21 protein-coding genes are annotated in these 22472 nt (G+C 39.4%); 18 read left to right on the plus strand and 3 right to left on the minus strand.

Annotated elements, in window-relative coordinates; all coding sequences use genetic code 11:
- The first annotated feature begins 355 nt into the window (after positions 1-355).
- The 12 genes from INF30_RS05660 (at position 356) to INF30_RS05715 (ending at position 14544) form a co-directional block, all read left to right on the plus strand.
- The gene (locus tag INF30_RS05660) at positions 356-1387 is read left to right on the plus strand and encodes a nucleoid-associated protein (protein WP_226394502.1); all 1032 of its coding nucleotides are present in this window, start codon (positions 356-358) and stop codon (positions 1385-1387) included.
- Between the two features lie 21 nt (positions 1388-1408).
- Positions 1409-2884, plus strand: coding sequence for a hypothetical protein (locus INF30_RS05665; protein ID WP_226394503.1), 1476 nt, complete (start codon positions 1409-1411; stop codon positions 2882-2884).
- Between the two features lie 141 nt (positions 2885-3025).
- Entirely contained in the window at positions 3026-3670 is a 645-nt protein-coding gene (locus tag INF30_RS05670) for a hypothetical protein (RefSeq protein ID WP_226394504.1), read from the plus strand.
- 377 nt (positions 3671-4047) lie between these two features.
- On the plus strand, positions 4048-4746 hold the full coding sequence (locus INF30_RS05675) for a hypothetical protein (RefSeq protein ID WP_226394505.1): 699 nt from the start codon (positions 4048-4050) through the stop codon (positions 4744-4746).
- A gap of 290 nt (positions 4747-5036) precedes the next feature.
- Positions 5037-8030 (plus strand): SNF2-related protein, encoded by a 2994-nt coding sequence (locus INF30_RS05680; protein ID WP_226394506.1) that lies wholly within the window; start codon positions 5037-5039, stop codon positions 8028-8030.
- 157 nt (positions 8031-8187) lie between these two features.
- Positions 8188-8421 carry a hypothetical protein gene (locus INF30_RS05685; protein WP_226394507.1) on the plus strand — a complete coding sequence of 78 codons (234 nt, stop codon included), beginning with the start codon at positions 8188-8190 and terminating at the stop codon, positions 8419-8421.
- A gap of 521 nt (positions 8422-8942) precedes the next feature.
- The gene (locus INF30_RS05690; RefSeq protein WP_226394508.1) at positions 8943-9230 is read left to right on the plus strand and encodes a hypothetical protein; all 288 of its coding nucleotides are present in this window, start codon (positions 8943-8945) and stop codon (positions 9228-9230) included.
- Between the two features lie 211 nt (positions 9231-9441).
- Positions 9442-10362 carry a tyrosine-type recombinase/integrase gene (locus INF30_RS05695; RefSeq protein ID WP_226394509.1) on the plus strand — a complete coding sequence of 307 codons (921 nt, stop codon included), beginning with the start codon at positions 9442-9444 and terminating at the stop codon, positions 10360-10362.
- Positions 10363-10377: 15 nt separating this feature from the next.
- Positions 10378-12348, plus strand: coding sequence for a tyrosine-type recombinase/integrase (locus INF30_RS05700; RefSeq protein ID WP_226394510.1), 1971 nt, complete (start codon positions 10378-10380; stop codon positions 12346-12348).
- The gene (locus tag INF30_RS05705; RefSeq protein WP_226394511.1) at positions 12329-13852 is read left to right on the plus strand and encodes a tyrosine-type recombinase/integrase; all 1524 of its coding nucleotides are present in this window, start codon (positions 12329-12331) and stop codon (positions 13850-13852) included. Before INF30_RS05700 ends, INF30_RS05705 begins: the two co-directional genes overlap by 20 nt.
- Positions 13827-14216: a DUF6262 family protein gene (locus INF30_RS05710; protein WP_226394512.1), complete on the plus strand. Its 390-nt coding sequence runs from the start codon at positions 13827-13829 to the stop codon at positions 14214-14216. Before INF30_RS05705 ends, INF30_RS05710 begins: the two co-directional genes overlap by 26 nt.
- A 154-nt stretch (positions 14217-14370) precedes the next feature.
- Complete coding sequence (locus tag INF30_RS05715; protein WP_226394513.1) at positions 14371-14544, plus strand: hypothetical protein; 174 nt, start codon at positions 14371-14373, stop codon at positions 14542-14544.
- Here the strand turns inward: INF30_RS05715 and INF30_RS05720 are convergent.
- The 3 genes from INF30_RS05720 to INF30_RS05730 are packed head-to-tail and all read right to left on the minus strand — an operon-like array spanning position 14541 to position 15800.
- Positions 14541-15026 (minus strand): hypothetical protein, encoded by a 486-nt coding sequence (locus tag INF30_RS05720; protein WP_226394514.1) that lies wholly within the window; start codon positions 15024-15026, stop codon positions 14541-14543. The two genes, INF30_RS05715 and INF30_RS05720, sit on opposite strands and share 4 nt — an antisense overlap.
- Positions 15023-15421 (minus strand): DUF6120 family protein, encoded by a 399-nt coding sequence (locus tag INF30_RS05725; RefSeq protein ID WP_226394515.1) that lies wholly within the window; start codon positions 15419-15421, stop codon positions 15023-15025. Before INF30_RS05725 ends, INF30_RS05720 begins: the two co-directional genes overlap by 4 nt.
- Positions 15411-15800 (minus strand): PadR family transcriptional regulator, encoded by a 390-nt coding sequence (locus tag INF30_RS05730; RefSeq protein ID WP_226394516.1) that lies wholly within the window; start codon positions 15798-15800, stop codon positions 15411-15413. Before INF30_RS05730 ends, INF30_RS05725 begins: the two co-directional genes overlap by 11 nt.
- Positions 15801-16343: 543 nt before the next feature.
- Between INF30_RS05730 and INF30_RS05735 the strand changes: the two genes are divergently transcribed.
- The 6 genes from INF30_RS05735 to holA all read left to right on the plus strand — a co-directional run bounded on the left by INF30_RS05735 (position 16344) and on the right by holA (position 22442).
- Positions 16344-16991 (plus strand): YiiX/YebB-like N1pC/P60 family cysteine hydrolase, encoded by a 648-nt coding sequence (locus INF30_RS05735; RefSeq protein ID WP_226394517.1) that lies wholly within the window; start codon positions 16344-16346, stop codon positions 16989-16991.
- 133 nt (positions 16992-17124) lie between these two features.
- Positions 17125-18207: an LVIVD repeat-containing protein gene (locus INF30_RS05740; RefSeq protein WP_226394518.1), complete on the plus strand. Its 1083-nt coding sequence runs from the start codon at positions 17125-17127 to the stop codon at positions 18205-18207.
- Between the two features lie 426 nt (positions 18208-18633).
- Positions 18634-19125, plus strand: coding sequence for a hypothetical protein (locus INF30_RS05745; protein WP_226394519.1), 492 nt, complete (start codon positions 18634-18636; stop codon positions 19123-19125).
- Positions 19126-19140: 15 nt separating this feature from the next.
- The gene (locus tag INF30_RS14625; RefSeq protein ID WP_264176865.1) at positions 19141-19272 is read left to right on the plus strand and encodes a hypothetical protein; all 132 of its coding nucleotides are present in this window, start codon (positions 19141-19143) and stop codon (positions 19270-19272) included.
- A 517-nt stretch (positions 19273-19789) separates the two neighbouring features.
- A complete protein-coding gene (locus INF30_RS05750; RefSeq protein ID WP_226394520.1) occupies positions 19790-21388 on the plus strand; it encodes a DNA internalization-related competence protein ComEC/Rec2 in 1599 nt (532 codons plus the stop codon).
- A 64-nt stretch (positions 21389-21452) separates the two neighbouring features.
- Positions 21453-22442: a DNA polymerase III subunit delta gene (holA, locus tag INF30_RS05755; RefSeq protein ID WP_076776578.1), complete on the plus strand. Its 990-nt coding sequence runs from the start codon at positions 21453-21455 to the stop codon at positions 22440-22442.
- The last annotated feature ends 30 nt before the right edge of the window (positions 22443-22472 follow it).

The following is a 22472-nucleotide window of genomic DNA, read 5'->3' on the forward strand; positions in this document are numbered from 1 at the left end:
TCCCAATTATTAGTTTTCTTATTATTTCTTTTTTTATTGTTCATAATAATATCCTTTAAATATCTGAAAATTCCTTGATGAAAAAATACTGCAAATACGATTTAATATAATGGATAACTGCTAATTATCCGTAATTTCTGCAGATGAATGTAGGAGGACAGAAGAGGAGAACGAGAAGATAGAACTAAACTTGACTGTATATGCAGGTAAGAAAGTTTAAATTTTTTATGCTGTATGATATACTTGAATAAAAAGTTTTAAAACCGGCACACAGATATACTGAGGATGAGGCCTGATAAAAATGCAGCTGTAGCTATGTGTTCAGGAAAAGGATTAAACACAAAGGAGAAGTCAGATGAGAGTAATTACGCAGGCTATAAGGGTGATTGATTATGAGAATAATGAGGTTTTGACAAGGGATATCATGCCGAATTTCAGCGAATATATTGAACAATTGATAGCCTATATCAATAATAATACATCAGTCCGTGAATACAGGACACAGTCTGCAAATACAGAGGTTATAACTGCCATATTAGAGATCGTGAGACAACAGGAAGATTTGGATTTGATTACACGAAATGTAGATATGATAGCTGATCGCCTGCTTCGAAAAGAGAAAGAAGCAAATGAGAGGATTGCGCAGCTGGATACTAATGTACAGAAGGGTAGTCTAATATTAGCATTGATTGAGAATGAAGAAAATATTTCATTTCTTCTTGCGAAAGTTGAACATACGGATTTCTTTGATGATACAGATTATAGTATAAAATCGGGATTTTCCAAGGATACAAAGAAAATTTGGAAAACTTGTCTGTTTGATATTGATGATACCGAGGCGTCAACGTTTAGCGCAAGAATCTATTCTAATACGGTGGCAAAATATTGGTGGCATGACTTTTTAGAGTTAGTAGAACTTCAAAGCGATGAGTATAATACGAAAAGGGCATTTCAGTCAGTAGATTCAGCATTGACTCGGACTCTAAAAAAAGTGGCGCCGCATGACCATATGATAATTAGAAATGCAATGTATCTTTATTTTAACAGTGTGGAACACTTTGATTATAGTGAGATGCTTGATCAAACGATTAGAAATTATGTCCCAAATGACATGACGGAAGAGACAAAAGGAATTTTATTGGAGAAATTAGAAACTTTGCCACAGGAGAAAGGATTTGACCGTCAGTTCAGTACGGTTCCTACCGTTATTAAATCCTCCATGAGGAAAACCTATGAGGTGTATAATGGCATTCAAATTCGGATACCAGGTGGAATAGAGGAATTGAAAGATATTATATGGTCGCAGCAGGATAGTGACGGAAAACAATATCTTAAGATTCGAGTGAATGATGAAAATACATATCGGATATTTAAGCGGCAAGAGTGATCTGTGTAGGAGGAATAGAGTGTGTTTGAAGAAATTAAAAATAAAATTTCAGACTTAGTTGAAAAAGAGAGCAGAAAGATTTACGAAGTTTCTTTTTCATTTCCGGCAGCAGTACCACTGGAATTCCAAGAATTATTCGATATGATACAAAGTGTTCCATCAAGAGACGATATAAGGATATATCTTTTTACAGAAAACGACGAGAGATTTACGTTTAATAAGAGTACTGCGGAAGCGGAATACAACAGTTTCATAGGCGAGCTGTTGGAAGATGAACAAATATTTGTAAAACTTGAAATAAATAAAGAAATCCAGAACAGGCATTTCTCGGTGTATTGTTTTGAACAATTTGCAGAAGATTTGATTCGGCTGCCGATTGAGCAGGCTTTGAATGCATTTTCCTTAATTCTAAATGAGTCAGAAGGTTATATTGTTTTCGATCTATTTGATAATAGAAATATTTTTTTTACGAAAACGATGTTTTTTATTGGGGCGAATAATCAGGAAGTCAATATAGACTTTGACAGAGAGCAACGACTGCAGGAGTGCCGTGAAACATCATATTTCTATAACCAAGACCACTATGAGTTGCTGCCGGACGATTTCAAGATAATTGTTGGATATGAAGGAAATCCTTTCGTTGAACTGTTTCAAAAATTCGAAACTATTTTATCCTTGTGTATGTTAGCATCTAATTCTTCAATTTTGAGAGGAAACCTAAAGCTACAGATTTTGGGGCAACGTTCTGTGGAATATACATATGATTTAAAAGATATAGAGGGGAATCCTATTTTATATAAAGTTTATGATTGGATTTATTCTGGTGGAAGTTCTATTGATAAGGCTCTTATTGCCAGAAATATTATTTGTTTACATTGTAAGTATGAGCCTTTACTGCGTCTGGATTCGAAGGTCTTAGCAGCGATTCTATCGAATTATAATTTATATTTGAAGGAAAATGTGACGCAATATCTGGAATTGAAAAATAAAGTGGCAGAATTTATCAGTGGCATTGTTTCAAAGACGGGTGAATATGCAACAGAACTTTTGGATAAATTCAAGACAAATTTAATCGCTATTTTTGGTTTTCTGTTTACTGTTATAATTGCAAACATTGTTTCAGATCAACCTCTGGATAATATATTTACGAGGGATATAACTGCAATCCTTGAACTGGTTTTAGCAGGTTCAGTTGTCTATTTGATTATTAGCTTTAAACAATCACAGTACCAGATGAAAAAAGTATACGATAGTTATGAGGAACTAAAACAATCATATGATCAGATATTAACTGATGATGATATAAAAGAAAGTTTTCAGGATGACAAAATAATTATGGACATGAAGAAAACAGTCAGTAAGTCACAGAAGATGTATTTATCGATATGGATATGCTTTCTTGTCATACTTCTAGTTTGTCTTGAGCGTATTAGTGACAACCCGATTATTTTTCCTTTTATAGGAAAAGTTGTTAATGGTGTGAAGTCTGTTCTTTGAAAGGGGCGGAAATATGCACAGTGATCTTTGGGGCAGGTGCTTTAATGATGAACATACAATATTGCTTACAGGACTGGAGCCTTTTTCTTTGAACAATCAGCAATAGAGCCAGTATATTCATAGTGATTTTTAAGGAGTTTTATGTTTCAGTACATACAGAAAAAAGACAGGATAGTGGTTAACCCAGGTACGGAATCAAAGGTGATCATTCCGTCTAGAATGTATCCTTTGGAGACAAAGCCATGCCAGATTTTTACTTCAGATAATACATTGCCGTTAGAAAGGGATGATGTGACTCGAATTTTTGATTCGATTGTTCCTCAGGTGGGGAGGTGCTTTACAAATTCGGAAAAGTTGGTAAATGCACTCAGAAAAGCAGGATACCCGGCAAAACAGTATGTGGGATGGCTTTTTATTCGAGGTGTTACTTATCCAGTACATCATAGTTTTGTTGTGTTAGAAAAGCATATTATGGATCTTTCTATTGAGATATTATCCAAGGATATTGACACTTATAAAGAGAGTGTTCTTATAAAGCGTATGAACAGGTATGAAGCACGTAAACAGATTGTACAGATGTATCATGAAAAAAAGGATCTGACCAATCATGAAAAGTGTATTTTTGGTAAATGTGATCCGTATTATATGTACATAGCAGCTGAAGGAAATGCCATGCAGGGAAAAGAGCGGAATGCTCTTTTGCAGAGAGAATATCCTCAACATCCGGCTTTTAAAAATCTTGATCTTAATGGCATGACAGAAATTCAGCGTATGTTGTATAGGTAGCGTGAGTATAAGAGGCTGACGATAGCTGACTATGCGTAGCAGTCAAGAAAAGATGTACTTTATGATTGCGAAGAGGAGAGGGGGATATATGCCTCTGAATTGTTGACAGTTTTAAACCAACATGCTATCCTATAAATGGTTTTGATTTTTGTGCTGAGAAGTCCTCAGCCATCAAGGTTTTATTTCAGAGCTAATCTGAAATGGCGCGTTTTAGGCGCAGATTTTGTGAGTTTAATAAAAATATCAAAAGAATGACATCAGAAACTTTGACGGTTTTTGGTGTCTTTTTTGTGCTTATCGGACTTTTTAGAATGAGCATGGAGATTAAAGACCAGAGAGAATAAACACTCAAGATTAAGAGGGAAAGGAGTGGATAAATGAATCAGTTGTTAAAAAAATTTGAGAAAATAGAAATTGATAATACCAGTTGTCTTGATAGGGAGGATCAAAGGTTTTGCCAAACACAACAGCATATGTATGAAAGTGTACTTCGACATTATAGAGCGATGTTTCGTGGAATGAAGATGCTACATGATAAGGAAACAGAGTTTCATAGCAAATTGGATGAAAAGAATGTATCTTCGCATAATATTTACCACAAGAATCTAATCATTGCAGATACAAATACACAGATGGATCTTATTACATCTATACACCAGGAACTGGTAGAGCGTATTTTTACTTATTTCCGTTCCCGATACGGATTGGATCTGAGTGCAGGTACATATGAAAAGTATATTTCGATTCAGGAACCGGAAAAGCCTGTCTTTTCTTTTGAAAGCTCTGCTTCTTACTTTTCGGAAGCAGGACGCAGGGGACGTAAAGAAAAGAGCGAACAATATGAAGCAGAATATCAGGCATATCAAGAGGAAATGCTATTACGCTCAAAACTTGATTATCATGTGATTATAGACGACATTTTTCAGTATTTGGATGGATTTGATTTTAAAGAAAAATTACAACAGGAAATCAGGCAGGAGGTTAAAAATGCGATGGAGCATAGAGATTATAACCTTACAAATGCCAAAATTTCTTTTACAGGCTTAACATATGCCAGACGGGACTATAAAAAATAGTATGAAATTCTCTTGGGCTTAGATCAATATAGGACCATATTGCGGGTATTAACCTATTATGATTCGGAACAACAGGAAAAGAATATCTACCCGGACTGGGAAAAGCGTTTCTTTACAAACAACGACCTGTATACATCAGAAAAAACGGGAATCTTTGACGAACATGAAGTGGGAGGCAGCAAGGTTATAAAATTTAAATACTTTAAAAACGGACGCTGGGATGTAATCTTTAAGAGCGGTACATATGCCAGGGAATTTGCTGCAGAATATCTGCAGAACAGAAAGGCGGCATGATGCAGAAATACATAGTAAATCGTGATGTCCATATACCGCATGAAATGCGCAGGGAGATCAATGAAAAGATCCTTTATCTGATCAATACCCACACAGTAGAAGAAAGTGGAATCACAAAAGAGGATATCTTTAACTGCTATACGGGAAACGGCGGGCTGCATGGCCTGGATCGGAAAGACTATGCTTCTTTTCATGAGTATACACAAGCTAAAAAGGAAAAAGAATCCGGTCAGTTTTTTACCCCACCGAAGGTTTGTCAATTCCTTGTGGAATGTATCCGGCCGGAGGAACACGATATAATATATGATCTGACATACGGGAAAGGCGATTTTTATAATTATCTGCCAGTAGAAGAGAATATCTATGGAACAGAACTGGATATCAATGCGGTGAAATTTGCACGGTATCTTTACCCAAAAGCAAACTTAGAATATGGCGATATCCGAGAATATACTCCTTACGTTCCGGCGGATGTAGTCTTTGGAAATCCGCCATTTCATCTGGAATGGGGGACCAGTGAAAATCCCATATCCTCGCAAATGTACTACTGTAAGAAAGCTTATCAGATATTGAAGCCTGCCGGTCTTTTGGCTGTGATCGTGCCGGCAAGCTTTCTGGCTGATCCATTTACCTGCGGGACGGATATATCTATGATTAACCAATGGTTCAATTTGATCCTGCAGTTTGATCTGCCGGCAGATACCTTTCGTACTAGCGGAGTTGAAACTTTCCGTACAAAGGTCATGATCCTCCAGAAAAGGAGCTGTTATGTTACGACACGTCCCTATCAGACAGGTAAGACAGTATGTGGATCTTCGGAAGAATTATATGAAAAGTATATTAAACCGCTGCTGTGCGAGAAAAGGGGAAATGCGCCAAAGATTTATTTAGAAGGGAAAAGCCTGAATCTCAATTCCTGTGAGGATAGAAAATTTCTGGAAAGAACGACAAAACTGCTTTTCGATATCAAGCGCAATAAAAATTTAAGGCACCGGGCAGGAAGATGTGAAGCATTGCTTCAGAAATACTATACCCAGAAGCAACCACCGGATATGTCCTGGACAGAATGGCAGAAAACAAAAATAAAAGAAAGCGATGTCCTACGCTATCTAAAAGGAACATTATCCAGTGCAAACCGGCGATATGAGAACCGGATTTGCCTGGTTAAGACAAATTACGGGTTTAAGAGAAAAGATTATAGGGAAGATGGCGAAGAATGGCTGATTTCTTCCATTAATGACTGTATTCTGCAGCAAAAAAAGATTCCTGGATATGAAAAACTGCTGCGACGGAAACGCCGGGAATATGAGAATCAGAATCGCCCCTTTATGGAGATGGAAATGGATCCGGAAATTGAGGTTTACCTGGAAAATTGGACAGTGACCAGTGAGATGAGCGGAGAACAGATCTACTTAAATCCGGTTCAAAAAAGAGAGGTAAACCGGTTTTTGCAAAAGCGCTATGGAGCAATACAGTTTGCCATGGGAACCGGGAAAACACTTTGCATGTTGGCAATGGCCCAGTACCGGCTAAAATATTCGAATATACGCAATGTCCTCGTGGTCGGCACAGCCCTAGCAATCAACAATACATGGGAAGAGGTCCTGCAGGATTATCACGTGAAGTATCTGAGGGTCACCAATAGAAAAGATATCGGAAAAATAGGAAGAGGACAGATTATCCTGCTGACAATCAATCAGCTTACTGCACTGAAAAGAGAAATGAAACACTATATACGAACACAGAGCCAGAAAGTGATGCTGGTGTTTGATGAAAGTGATACGATCAGCAATCCATATTCAAGGCGTACAAAAGCGATGCTTGCAGTATTTCGAAAATGCAGATATAAAATATTGGCGACAGGTACTTTGACCAGGAACCATGTATCAGAAGCTGCGCCTCAGCTAGAATTGCTCTATAATAATTCTATCAATTACCTCTCCTTGAATCCGGAAATATACCGGATAAAAAACGAAGTGCTGAAAAAGGAGCCTAATTTTTTCTATATGCGTCCATTCCCTGCATACCGCAGGGGATATCAATTGTTTTCCCGATCTCATCTGCCCAAAAGGATTACGGTATTCGGCGTTAAAAAAGAGAACCAAGATATTTATAATGCCTCCTATTTAAGCGACTTGCTAGATAAAACGGTGATCACCAGAAGCTTTGAAGAGGTGGCCGGCCGGAAAATATACCGTATTCATCAGATTACCTGCTCGTTTAGTGAGACAGAGAAACAAATATACCAGAAGGCGCTTGATAAATTTGAGGACATACGCAGGAATTATTTTGCCCAATTGGATAACCCAAGAAAGGATGCCGTGTTCCGTATCCTTCAGCAATTGCTTCTGCTCCTGAGAGTGTGTGCAGATCCTTCGTTGATGTTTGAGTATACATCAGATGATGCACCGATAAAGCTCCTGCGGCTGATTCAAATGATACAGATGTGGGAGAAAGAGCGTGTAGCGGTAGGGGTCCGGCATATTGAGGTGGTCCAATCCTATCAAAAGTATTTACGTGAAGCGTTTCCCGACCGTCCGCTGTTTATCCTTACGGGGAAAGTATCTTGTAAAAAAAGAAAAAAGGTGATTGATATACTGGAAAAGACGGAGAACGGAATCCTTTTATCTACACAGCAGAGCTTGTCAGAATCCATGAATATTGATTTTGTTGACAAGATTGTTCTTCCAGAATTGTATTACAATAATGCGGCTATGGCTCAATATTATTTTCGGTTTATCCGATATACTTCTAAGCATTTTAAAAATGTATATTTCTTGACATACGAAAAATCTATTGAGATGAACCTTTTAAAGATGGTTTTATCAAAAGAAAAGATTAATCGATTTATGAAAAAACAGGAGGCGGATGAGGAAGAACTATATGAATATTTTGGCGTAGATCCAGAGATGTTCCGGCTTATGATGGTTATGGGAGAGGATGAAAAGGGACAACTCCGCGTGCGCTGGGGTGAGCAGAAGATTAGCTGATGACGGAGATGTCATATTAAGGTAAAGGTGAAGACATCAACTGCCCCTGAGTGTATTAAACAGGATATTAGTTTTACATATGCGCTTGATGCCAAAGAGGCTTCAGAGAGAAAAGATAAAGAGTTATGAATATAAAACAATTTATAAAGAAATATGGATGGCAGATGGAATGTATTTCAAAACCGGGCAGGCTATGTGTGTTGATGTTGGTTTTGCAGATAATGAAGGGAGAGAAGACGAAACTCAGATGGATATAAATGCGTTTGACGAGCAGGAATTAAGTAGGCTGTTTGCTGATTTATGTAAGGAGAATAAGTTTCCTATAAATACGGTGACATATGTTACGATTGTCCAAATAGCAGATGTGAAGGAGGAATTGTTATATGGTTAAGTTTCAGGATAAATACTCTTGAATGTATTGAGTTGGATCTTTAATGCATATATACGTTCGATGCCAAGAATGCAAAATAAATTGCAAGTGAAAATCAAAGTCTGAAAAATTTCAGGATTACAGGAACGGAGCTGTCAGAGGCTTATAAAATCACCCTGAAGCATTTTGCAATAGGAAATAGGAATACGAAGATATTGCGAAAAAATGCTTGCTTTGTAAGAAGTTACATGATAAATTTAAGATGATAGTTGATTTTAATGTGGTTAGACCTCATAAGCGTATTTGGTTCTGGTATTTGCCGGAAGTTATTTTTTAGCAGATATTGTGAAGGTGAAGAAGGTACAAAGAAAGGCATTCTTTTGTATCTTTTTTTATTTTGGTAAAAGGACAGTTGGCTGAAAGAAGCATAAAAAGAAAGGCACTGAAAATCTCCCGGGTTTTTGGTGTCTTTTGCTATTTTCAGGAGAAAAACTACAGATTTAACCTATTTTTAGGCGAAAGAAACAGGAGGTATGATCAGAATGCGTGATATGACTTTTCAGTATGGAGGGAAGCATTTTATGCCGGTAAGAAAATTTGAACAAAAGGATGGAGATTTCTATCAGATCACTCGCAGGCTCCGTCTGGACATTGAATTAGGGATTTTTAGAGAAGGCTATTGCCTTACAGAGGACGAGGGAATTGTCCCTTACAGTCCTGAAGCGTTTTATCAGAAATCCACGGATAAAACCTGCGATATTTTCCGATGTATGGAAAATGGAAAGCTGTATGTTCCATGCGAATATGGGCTACAGGAGTATGTAATATAAAAGGAGGAGTGCTATGAAGCATTACGAGGTGGGAAGTGTGCAGTTTGACGGCAAGACATATTTCCTGGTTCGGAGAACAGAAGATGCAAGTATCTGTTTGATCCCGACAAAATATTTAAAGCATAAAACGAAAGCAAACTGCTCTCCTAATACAGTAGAGCGGAGTGCCAGGACGCTATCCTATTTTATGGAATATATGCGGGAGCGGAATATGCAGTTTGAAGATGTCTACGACTTAGCATACAGCAGGCAGATGGAACTATTCCAGCAGTTTTTGTTCTGGATCAAGAGCGGAAAACATCTGGAGACACCTTCAGCAAAAACCTGCTTAAATGCAACTTGTAACAGCTATTTGCGTGAAGTATTCGGGCTTTATCAGTTCATGGAGCTGGAGTATGAACAGTTCGGCAGCCTGAAGGTATTGTCGGATCGGACGATTACTTATACTACATCCGTAGGTATTAGAAAAACAATGGTTTGCAAATCGTTTACAGGCTACCTTAAAGAGACTAAGACGAAAGGACGCAGCATCGAACGGGAAAAAATTATACAGCTTTTGGAAGCATGTACCAATTGCCGGGATCAGCTTTTGCTCCTGCTGTTAGCGGAAACAGGATTTCGGATCGGAGAACTTCTGGGAGTGCGCTATATAGAAGATATCGACTATCAAGGCTACCGGATTCGGGTACAGCCAAGAGAAGACAATGAGAATGAGGCAAGAGCAAAATATGCAGAGGACCGCTGGGCGAAGGTCAGTAAAGAAACTTTCGATATCCTGCTGTTTTACTATGCTACATATCATGATCTTATGAAGGAATCCCAATATCTGTTTATTGTGATCAAAGGGGAGACGGCCGGCAGCGCACTGACAGCAAATGCGGTCAGCGCACTTCTACGCAGGCTTACAAGGAAAACAGGGATTAAGGTAACGCCTCATATGCTTCGGCACTATTTCGCAAACGAAAGAAGGAAAAATGGCTGGGCATTGGAAGTAATCAGTAAGGCACTGGGGCATAAAAAATTGGAAACGACAATGGACTATATCAATATTGGAAATGAGGAACTGGCCGATGCGACAGATGAGCTGTTCCGGAAAAATAAGGCTTTATATATGGCAGACAAATTGCTGTAAGGGATGGTGAAATGCATGGCAGTAGTAAAGCAATACTTCGAAGAAAAAGAGAATGCGAAGGAAGCATATCTGAGAAAGCAAATAGAAGATTGCAAACCAAGGAATAGAAGTTATTTAAACCACGGATTTGAATATCTTTGTTTCTGCGGGATCTACGAGCTTAAGGAAATAACAGATCAGGCCGTGGATCAATACCCTTTATGGCTCAGACAGCACGGCGTTACATATGAACCGTTGTTGACGGCCTATCAGGGATCGTTAAAAAAGTGGAAACGGCACTATCAGCTCCTTGATTATGCAGATCTTCTGGAAGAACTGAAGGAATGTAAGGAAGTAAAACCTACTCTATTAAACAAAGTAAAGTATTTTTTGATACAGGAAGGAGTCCATCACTTAAAGGAGATGGATTATGAATTGCGGGAAAAATATGCGGAATTTCTTTCAGAGGAAATAAACGGGAAAGTGAATCAGTCTGCATACTTAAAAGAATTTGACCGTATCAAATTACATCAGATCAGAGAAGCCGCTTATGGGCCGTTTGTGGGAAAAGTCAGGCTACGTCTGGAAGAAAAGAAAATTTATTTAGCCTATCACCCAGATTATATGATAGCAAAAAAAATGTTCAATGTGCAGAACAAAGAAAAGTTGGTCTGGGACTTTTCCCTGCCGGCTGAGAAAAAACTGAAGCAACAGACTTTAGATGTGATTAATTATGCACTGGAGCATACGGATACACTGAAGGAATTGGATGTATATATCCGTCCTTTAAAAGAACTGTACTTATTTTGCGTCCGGGAAAAGATACCGGCGCTTGATCTTTTGGAGTTAGAGCAGAAAGAGAAATTTCTTACACAGATGCATGTCAATAAAAAACTTATGGTGCAATGCCGACAGATTCCTGAGAGGGTATTTAAGGTATTATTCCTCATGGCACCGGAAATAAACTGGGAGGCAAATGTTTGGTATCTGGAACGATTCCGTGCAGACGAAACGCGGTACAATCCTTCAAGAATTGTCAACCGCATTTCTTTTCTGGAAATAAAAAAGGGAAGGAATCGGGATATTGCAAAGGAGTATCTGAAATATCAGTTAGGGGTCAGTAGCTGTTCCATTCAGAACATTTTTCAGGGATCTTATATTATCAAGGCGTTTCTGATTTATTTGGATGGGAAAGGAAAGAATGTGGATGCATTAAGCGGGACAGATATTGATGCGTATTTCCGACTTTTAGGAGAAGAAAAAAATAAAGTGGGAACTTTTAACGATAAGGTGGAACGGATTTATGCGTTTTTCCGCTTCCTGACAGCACGAGGATATTATAAGAAGATTCCTTTTTACCAAGAGTATTATAGGAAAAAGGCCGTCTATGAGCACCATAACCGGACGGTACCAGAAAACACGGTGACACAGATTCTACATTCCTTAGTGGTCTGCTCGGAAGATTTAAGATTGATGTATCTACATTTATGGTGTTTGGGATTGAGAATCAATGAGGTTTGTATGATCCGTAAAAATGGGTACTATATCCGGGAAGATACGGCTTGGCTGCGAATATATCAAAGCAAGCTGCGAATGGAGAAGGTCATCCCAATTCCGATGATGCTTTATAAGTTGATGATGTTTTACATACAGAAAAAGGGAATTGAAGGTAATCAGTATGTGTTTCAAAATAAACAGGGAGGCCCATACTCAGCTAATGGGTACTGGCATCAGATGGTGGACTTCTGTAACGCACATCAGATTCGTTGCAAAGATCATGTATTCCAAACCCATGACTACCGGCACAGCATAGCAACGATGTTGTACAAGTATGGGGCATCGATCCAGGTGATTCGGGACTTTTTAGGACACAAACATGAGAATATGACAAAACAATATATAGATTGCATACAGGAATGTATTGATCAATCTAGCCAGGAATATTATGAATCGAGAGAAAGCCTGGCAGGAGAATGGAAAAGGAGGTATGGCGCATCTGAAGAATAGACTCTATGTAAAAGAACTTCCATGCTGTGAAAGAGTGGGAAAGGTATCAGAACATAAACAGGAGATTATGAAGCAGCACTATTTTGATTTTGACCTTCTGCCGACACAAGGACAAAGGGAAGAGATGCGTACATTCATTGTAGATTGTGCAGAGCGGTTAAGTCTGTCGTCAATAGATGGAGCTACGCTCCAATATAAAATTGTGGCACGCTTTATGAAAGAAAGGTTTCCCCATACAGAAAGCTTTCTCCAGGTGCAGGAGACAGAATTACTGATACGATTAAAAGCATGGATGATAAAAAACGGTTATAAAATCACCTGCCATCATCGAACAAAAGAGCGGGAAAATGGGTCAATAGAAGAGGCTCAGCCAATTAAATTTTTGAAACATCTGCTCCGTTTTCTTTATCCGGAAGTGGATCTGCCAGAGGAAGAAAAGGATATATGGGTTCTGGATCATTTTGATTTCCCAATCCGTCAAAATCCGATAGGTCCAATTCGAACATTGAAGTTTGGAGAAATTCGCCAGGAAGGAATTAGGAAAGAAGTGAAGCAAGCTTGTTATATTTTCCTAAAATATCAGTCTGCAGGAACCATTGTATCTGACATCCGTGCAGCTAGGCGTTTTGCTGATTATCTGTTGGATAAGTATCCAAAGGTGCAAAGTTTTGGTGAAGTAGGGCGTAAGGTAATAGAAGGCTATCTGATCCATATGAAAACAGAACCTTCAAATCGTAAGAATAAAAAAACAGAGCTGGCCCATTTAAAGAGGATATTAACACAGGTAGGAAAGAACATTGAAAAGCCTTATTTGGGAAAACTGTTTATAAAGAATGATATGCCGAAAATGCCGGAAACAGTCTTTAGGTATTATTCAGATGCAGAGATTGAAAGGCTGAACCGCCACATCGTGAATTTGGATGAACAGGTAGCAAGGGCACTGATTCTGCACCAGATGCTTGGCGGGAGAATATCGGATACCTTAACATTAAGAACAGACTGTTTATATAAGGAACATGGGCAGTACATTTTGAGAATGTATCAGGTGAAGACTTCCTATTATGAAAAGCCAATTCCGGATTATGCTGCGGCTCTTATAAAAAAGAGCATGGAATATACTTTTGAAAAATATGGAGAAACAGAGTATATTTTTGTAAATGAACAGAATCCTAAAATGCCATTTCAGTATTCCATGTTAAAACATCAAGTATATGTGATGATCTATGAAAATGATATCCGAAATGATGAAGGTGGATTAATGGGGTTTGGAACGCATCTGTTCCGGCATACCTATGGTGTGAAATTGACAGAACTTCATTTGGACGATGCTGCCATAGCGCATTTACTAGGGCATAGAGGAGTTTCTACGGTATATCGTTATCGTAGGACAAGCGGTCAGCTTTTGAAAAATGAGACAAAGGAGTTAAGAAAGACGTTAGATGAGATTCTCAAAGATATTGTGAAGGAGTGGGACGGATATGAGCAAATATTCGAAAATGGTTGAGAAGAATAAGCAGGAGAGCAAGGAGAGAGTCGCGCGTGCAATCCGTGTGATCCGGGAAATGTCAGAGAATGGAGAGCAATTAGTTGTATGTGATTTGGTTAAGAAAACAGGCTATTCCCGAACTTTTTTCTATAAGAATCAGGAAGTAAGGGATTTCTTGGAAGAAGCAAGAAAACAGCAGGATGGGATGGTCTTTTACCATAAAAAGAAAATGGTGCTTGATCATGCAATTTTGCGTCAGAACGAAATCTTGAAAATTCAGATTGCAAAGATGAAAAAGGAAAATGAAGATCTGAAGAAGGAAAACGAAAGATTGAAGAAGGCATTAAATCGTAAGGATGTAAATTTTATAAAAGGACTGTAACAGTATTTAGAGAAAAGAGGGGGCTCGGCTAGGAAGCTGGGTTCCCTTTTTCCAGTTTAAGTGCTAAAACTAAAGATGAAAGTGAGGAAAGGGATGGGCTTATTGAAGAGTCAAATTATATTCGGCGACACAGAAGCAACGGGGGGCGACAGATTTGAAACAGAGAAGATACTGCGCTGTTAGATATGAGAATGTGGAGCCGCTGTTGCAAACAATTGGGAAGAAGGGCGTATTGGAAATCAAAAAACAACCTATCTCCATACTCGTTATAAACAATGGAAAATGGAGACAGGTTGTTTTTGGGGCTAAAGATAAAAATATTTTTTAGGACAAGTTACCATTTGAGTCACAATGGAGCACTACTGATTCATTAACAGTTGCGGCAGGCAAGGGGCCATAATATAATTTAGCGGTAGCCTTACCTGTGGCAGTATTTCCGCTGTAACTGCTGCTCTTATTACTGATTTTCCAGTATTGATTGTATGATTCGGCTTTTACCTTTGCGGAAGTACATTTGCTGGAACTACCTGTGTATGAAAAAGTACCGGTAACGGAAACATACCATAAATCTTTACCATCAGCACTGTAAGTGGTCTTTTTTGTTCCAGTTTTAGTTTTGCTGGCTCTCGTGCTTGGCCCGTCATTTTCATAGATGATTGTCTCGAAGTAAGTTCCATCATCAAGATAAGTCACTTCTTTAGACAGTACCTGCATTTGAGTAGAGGCATGTGTAATGGTGGGAGAAGAAAAACTACAAAATAGAACTGCGCTTACGATCCACAAAACAGTCTTCTTTAGATTCGTTTTCAATCGTATTCCTCCTTATCATCTATTATTGTCGTGTTAACTTTGTCAGGAATAGCCTTTTCAACTTTTTGGTTCAGTCCGTATAGAAAAGTAGTATAAATTAATAATCCCAAAAACAAAAATAATGCACAGGATAGAAGAATATATTTTCTTGTATTCTGTTTTTTGATTGCAGCTGAAGTTTCGGTAGAATCTTGTGCATCCATATATTCAAGTAGCACTTCTTGTGGAGAACCAAATTCTGCCACTAAATCATCAAAAGTACAGTGATTTTTATGGTTGGAAAATTCAATGAGGCTATTTTTATATTCCTTTAAGAACTTTGCTTCATAGTACGATTTCAGTGGGAAAATGGCTTTTAAAATACGATAATACTCTTTTACACAATCACTTTGCATATGTTAGACCATCCTCTAAGCACTTATAGTTTAATATAGCTGTGATTCCTTCATGCACTTGGGTATAAGATGAAATTAATTTCTCAAGTTCTTTGCGACCTTCTGTTTCGATGTGATAATATACACGTTCCATCCGACCATTTCCGTTTTGCTTGTAAGAAGAAATGAGATTCCTTTCTTGTAACCTGTATAAAATCGGATACATAGAAGGCTCCCTTACAATGATGTTTCCGTGGGAGATTTCTTTAATAATCTGAGTAATTTGATATCCATAACAGTCTTCTTCAGAAAGAACTTTAAGCAGAAGCATTTCAACGGAACCCTTTTTAAATCTGTCTTTATAATCCATAATCTTCCGGGCAAACATTGCCAGGATCATCAACCACCTTTCAATAATATTTTCTGGGAAGTTGGGTAAGTAAGTTCTATTGGCTATGTAGTCAATGATTATTCTCAGATACTTCCTATAAATACTATAACATAAAATACAATAATTTAAAATGCATTTTATAGAAATATATAGTAGACAAATATATTTTAATATGATATTTTAAAGTTAAGAAAATTGAACGGAGAATATCAGGGATCAGCAAAAGGCTGGTTAAAAAGGAGGGATTCCGATGGACAGTACAAGATATTAATAAATTTGTAGCAAGTATAGTTTATGTCTTTGGTACAAATGGTCATAACCTTGTTTCGCTATAGCTACCGAAAGTAGGATGCTATAATCTTTCTTTCTGTAATATTTTTGCAGTAAACTGATTTGTAGCTGTTCAGGGAACAGTAAGGGAAATAGGATCAAAGTGAAAGAAAAGATTCGTATATATAGCGATTCCGCTAGTAATTCTTTGGTGTCCGAAAATGATTATGATAACCTATGAATTACAGTTTTGCGGATAGCTAGTATGGAGAGGAGAAGTTTATGATGAGAAAAATCAAAATGTTAATTTCCTTATGTTTGGTTTTTTCGTTTTGTTTACTTGGGAGTTTGTCAGTGTATGCGGCAGATGTTACTCCTTCTGTAGATGAGGTTTTTCCGGAGGAACAGGTTGAAGCTCTCCAGGAGAAAGTCTCCAATCTTCCCGTATATAGTGATAAAGACGAAAATGGAGAATTTCATAATATTGTGACTAGAGCAACAGGGCGCTATCCCACTAGAAAAGGTGTAATTTTAGTTACAGATGATAAATATAAAGGAGTTGTTCCTACTGGGCATGCTGCTATTGTTTACTCAAGCAATAGAGTTGTAGAGTCTTTAGAAAATGGGGTCGTTACTGGGGCAAATAATTGGAATACGTCAAAAAGCACATGCTATGGCGTAACCGTAAAAGGCACCACAACCTCTGAAGATGCGGCTGCGGCTGACTGGTGCTATAACCAGTTGAATAAGCCATATAATTGGATCTGGATGGATAAGGAGAGGCGTGATGCATTTTATTGCTCTCACTTAGTATATGCGGCATTTATTGACAAGTATGGTATTAACATAGATACGGATGCATTTTTTTCAGCTATTCATCCATCCGAGATTGTGGATTCATCCAATACGACGATTATTTATAAGAAATAAAGAATGTATGGACGTATAGTTATCATTTGATATAATTAAACAGATATGCCCCAAAGGTATTTGTTATTACCGGAACAAGAATTACCTTTGGGGCGGTTTTCTATTGGGTAAGTATTATGGAGGAGTGATGGCAATGAAGAAATGCAGAAATGTCTTATTGATTATTATATCATTATATTGCATGACTGTAATCGGGTGCGATAAAGAGCAAGAAATAAAAGTATCAACTGACGATATTGAAGTGGGTGTAATTGAAACAAAAGGTAACAAAGAAGAAAGTCGGATTATATTTTATGATAATAAGTTGAATGAAATAGGTGTACTTCCTTTAGAATTTGCTACTGTCGGAGATATTTTTTATACACCACTGGTATTGAGAGATGAGTTGTATATTATACCGCAGGGGTATGCCAATAAAAAGGACGAAGAAAAAGTATTAGAGATAAATTTAACGGATTTAGATATAGAGGAATATTCCATTGAGCAAATAGCGATGAATAGTATTGCAGTGGCTGATAATTATATTTTTACTTGTAATAATCTAAATGGGGTATCGTATATTAATAGATGTAATATGAATAATGAGTCTACAAAAACAGTAGAAATTCCCGATGTTTACGTTAGTAATTTGATATGTGAAAACGATACGCTCTATGCCTTTGTAACTAAAACTCCAGAAAACGGTATTACCCCGGCCTTTTTATATCAATATGATGAGGAGTTAAAATTACTTGGTTCCATTGATATTAGTGAGTGCGGAACAAATCAATATAAAGCGGTAGGGTATAAGGATTATATTTTTTTTACAAGCCTAAGCGATTCTACGGACAATCCCACCAATACAGTTGGTAAATTTAATACTGTTACGAACTCTTTGGAGATTATATATTTAGAACAAAAACATGCACTGGATTTGGCTATATATGATGGGTGTTTGTATGTGTCCCATTATGATCTTGTCCAAAAGGTAGGGGGCGGGATGAGTGTTTATGATTTGGAAACAAAGAAAATAGAAAATTACCATTTCGAACATGGTATGGAACAGATGGCAATAATGAATGAGAAAATTTATATATTATCTGATTGGAAAATATATGTATATGATATAAATAATATAAGCGATATGACTCCCATACGTAGCATAGAAGTGAGCAGTATGGATAAAGAGTTTAGTTATTTGTCAGGGATGTTTACGGTTGATAACCGATTAGATTAATGGATATCATGGGGGAGACAGCAGTAGATGAGTGATTAGCTATAAAGCGATGGCCTTTTTGTCTTTTGACGTATAGAAGAATGGCAATATTCAATGAAAAGTGGAAATAGGTCATAAGTGACAGAATGTATATTATAAAAATATATTGTTGACATTTATAAATGGTTGATTTATACTAAAATCATAGAAATAAATGTAATAAAATACACATAATGCATAAAAGGGTTGATATCCTGTAAGGTGATAGGACATTCGCAATAAGTGCATTATGAAAGGAGTGCATACCATTGGATAGAGTTAATAAATACTGCATAAGTAAAAAATAGATAGCAGGCAAATAAGCACTGTATTTCCAAGGGGTTAGAAAAAATTATAAATATGAAGATGGTTAATAATTGAGTTCAATTTAAATATGGAGAAGAAATTATGAGAAAAAAATTTAAAAGATTATTTTCGACATTATTAATTGGTATCCTCACGATTAGCTCATCAACAATAGCTTTTGCCGCTGATCATGATGGCGCAACGGAAAGTAAAATTGAAGCGGCAATGGAAAACGAGAAAAATTTACCCACTAATTTTTCTTCTGAACTTTCAGTTCAGGAAATTTCAAATATTCTTATCGAAGCTTACAGTACAAGTGAAGCATGGGGAGAATCCGAACGAGTGTATGACGGCACTGGGGGATACTATATAACTCATAGGACCTGGGTAGACGGAGATGACATTGACGGACTTGTATTAAATATTATCCTTCGGGCTCAGAAAAAGGCTGTAGAGACAAAATATGGATCTGTAAGTAAAAATTATGAATATAAGCTTAAAACTACCCAGCATATTGTAATGTCAGGAATTCAGACTCAGGGGTATATAACAGCTTCAGCTGAAAGTACTTGCTATGGTCGACGCGCAAAATAGGCAGAAGGTGATTGGATGGAAGAGATAATTGTTGGTGTGCTTGTTATTGGGTGCTTGGCTGTAATTATAGTCGCTATAAGCTTGAAAGGAAAAGCATGGCAGGATTTTGTTGATAGAGTGACAAAAGATAATGAAAGCGACGAATAAATTTGTACGATTCTCTTATGAAAAAGTTGTAATTTTATTAAATGAAACGGTGTTGTATATTAATAATCAATATCGTTTCATTTAATTATTTAACACTAAAAACACCGCTACTTTATATATGGGAAGGACAGATCTTTAGGTTTAAGTGAGAACTCCTCATCTAGAATAAATGTGGGGCTGTAAACCACAAATAAAATAGCACAGATCCTAAAAGGGACATTGACAGTTTAACCCATAGTACGAAAAGAAAAATTAAAGAAAGCATTAAATCGTAAGAAGGCACATTTCATAAGAGGACTGTATTAATTTACAGATAAAGAAGGGGCTCAGAAAACGAGCTCCCTTTTTATGGGGAAATTGACGGGAGAAAATATACAGTTTAGAATCTGCGACTCAAATGCAATAAGAGTGAGACAGAATAGAAACAGTTAAGATACAGCGCTCCTAACAGCTTCAATTTTGTTCACTCTGTAACTATATTGTAGAAAACCCCAATACGTAAATTAAGGTACGAATTATGGCCATTTCTGGGCTCCATCTGTCTTTTATCGGCATTGGCTCCTACCAGTTTTTGAGACGCCGGACAGGCTCCTATCTTGCGGGGGGTCTCCTTGGCATCGGTTTTTTGCTTCTCTATATTCTTATGATCGGGACGGGCGTGGCGGTGCTGCGCTCCCTTGTCATGTTCCTGATACGGGTGGGAGCGGACATGACGGGCAGGGTCTATGACATGGTCACAGCCCTGGCCGCGGCCGCGGTGGTGGTCATCCTGTGGCAGCCTCTGTCCTTTTATGACGGAGGATTTCAGATGTCTTTTGGTGCTCTTCTGGGTATGTGGATCCTGGGAGAGCTTGCCGGTATGTCAGAGAAAGGCCCTTGCCGGATACAGACGAAAACGAGTCTAAGGCAGGCGCTGAGGGCAAGTGTGGGCGTGCAGATGATCCTTTTCCCAGTCACTTTATACCATTATTTTGAATTTCCAGTGTATTCTTTTTTGCTGAATCTTCTGGTGATCCCGCTTATGTCTGTCCTGCTCTTTGCCGGGATGGCAGGCAGCCTTCTCTACATGGCGGCAGAACCTGCCGGACAGGCGGTGATCTGGCTGTGCGGGCGGGTGCTGGATATTTATGAGAGCAGCTGCCGCGTTGCTTTGTCCCTGCCGGGAAGCCGTCTCGTGACAGGACGCCCGGATATGGCCGTGATCTGCTTTTATTACGGCGCTCTCGGGCTCACCATAGTCCTGTGGATCTTATATAAAAAGCGAAAGGCCTTTGTCCCGGTGCTGGCTGGTATCGCTGCCCTGATCCTGGCAAAGCCCGTGTCCGGAATGGGCCGGGTGGAGATCACTGTGCTGGACGTGGGCCAGGGGGACAGCATATTTATCCGGGCCGCTGATGGGACCTGCATCCTGGTGGACGGTGGAAGCAGTGATGTGAGCCAGGCTGGCAGATACAGAATTGAGTCTTTCCTGAAAGCCCGGGGCGTGAAAAAACTGGATTATGTGTTTGTGACCCACGGGGACGGCGATCATATGAACGGTGTGGAGGAACTGCTGGACAGGCAGAAGACGGGGGTGCAGATGGAGTGTCTTGTGCTTCCAGCCACCGGATTCTGGGACGAGGAGCTCAGGGCGCTGGCCGGGAAGGCAGAAAGCCAGGGCGTTTCCCTTGCGGTCATGGAGAGGGGGCAGGCCCTGTTCCGGGGCGGTATGACCGTGACCTGCCTCCAGCCCGGGGAAGGAGATGAGCTGGAACCGGGAAACGGCGCTTCCCTTGTGCTGGATCTATCCTGCGGGGATTTTGACATGCTACTTGCAGGGGATGTGGAAGGAGAGGGAGAGAGTCTTCTTATGGAGAGGCTGGAAAAAACATATGATGTGCTGAAGGCAGCCCATCATGGATCTAGGAATTCCACTTGCGAGGATTTCCTTGAGAGGGCAGGGCCGCAGGCTGCGCTGATCTCGGCCGGGAGGGACAACCGTTACGGGCATCCCCACCAGGAGACCCTGGACCGGCTTGACAGGGCCGGCTGCTCGGTCTGGCAGACAGCCCAAAGAGGGGCTGTGACTATTGTGACAGATGGAAGGACGGTGAGCATCCGCGGATTTCTGCCATGATTTCGTCATGGCAGCAGTCATCTTCCCTTGTCAAGAGCGGCTCCCATCGCTTATAATAGTCTTCATGAAGAATTTGAATGAAGATATCAAGACAGGACAATTTAAACAGGTCTATCTCCTTTACGGGGAGGAGGCCTATCTGAAGAAGCAGTATAAAACCCGTCTCACAAAGGCCATCATCCCCGAGGGGGACACCATGAACTATTCTTATTATGAAGGGAAAAATATCAGTGTCCCGGAGATCATAGATCTGGCGGAGACCATGCCCTTTTTTGCAGCTCACAGGCTGATCGTGGTGGAGAACTCGGGATTTTTCAAGACAGCGTCCCCGGAGCTGGCAGATTATATCAAGGCCATGCCGGACACAGTGATCTTCCTTTTTGTCGAGACTGAGGTGGACAAGCGGGGGAAACTGTACAAAGCAGTCAAGGAAAAAGGGCGCATCGTGGAGATGGGCATGCAGGACGAAAAGACTCTCCTTTTGTGGATCGCCTCGGCTGTGAAGAGGGAGAACAAGAAGATCCAGGAGTCCACCGTGCGCTATCTGATCTCAAAAGCGGGAACCGATATGGAGAACCTGGAAAAGGAGCTGGAAAAGCTGTTTTCCTACACTGTTTTTAAGGATGAGATCACCATACAGGATGTGGAGGATATCTGTACCACACAGATCACCAACCGGATCTTTGACATGGTGGATGCTGTGGCCAAGAAGCAGCAGAAAAAAGCGCTGGATTACTACTATGACCTGGTGGCGCTGAAGGAGCCGCCTCTTCGTATACTGGCTCTTCTGACCAGGCAGTTCCGCATCCTGCTGGAGGTGAAGGAGCTCATGCGAAAGGGGCTTGGCAGACAGCAGATCGCCCAGAGCGCGGGGCTTCACCCCTATGTGGCCGGAAAATGCATGGACCAGAGCAAAGGATTTTCCGGGTGGCAGATCCGGAACATACTGGAGGATGCCGCGGACATGGAAGAGGCTGCCAAGACAGGAAGGCTGGACAGCACCATGTGCGTGGAGATCTTTATTGTAAAATACAGCACAGACGGGAGTTCTTAGCGCTTGCAAAAGAGTGCCCGGACATGCTAT

Source organism: Claveliimonas monacensis, from assembly GCF_014982975.1.
Classification (GTDB): Bacteria; Bacillota; Clostridia; order Lachnospirales; family Lachnospiraceae; genus Claveliimonas; species Claveliimonas monacensis.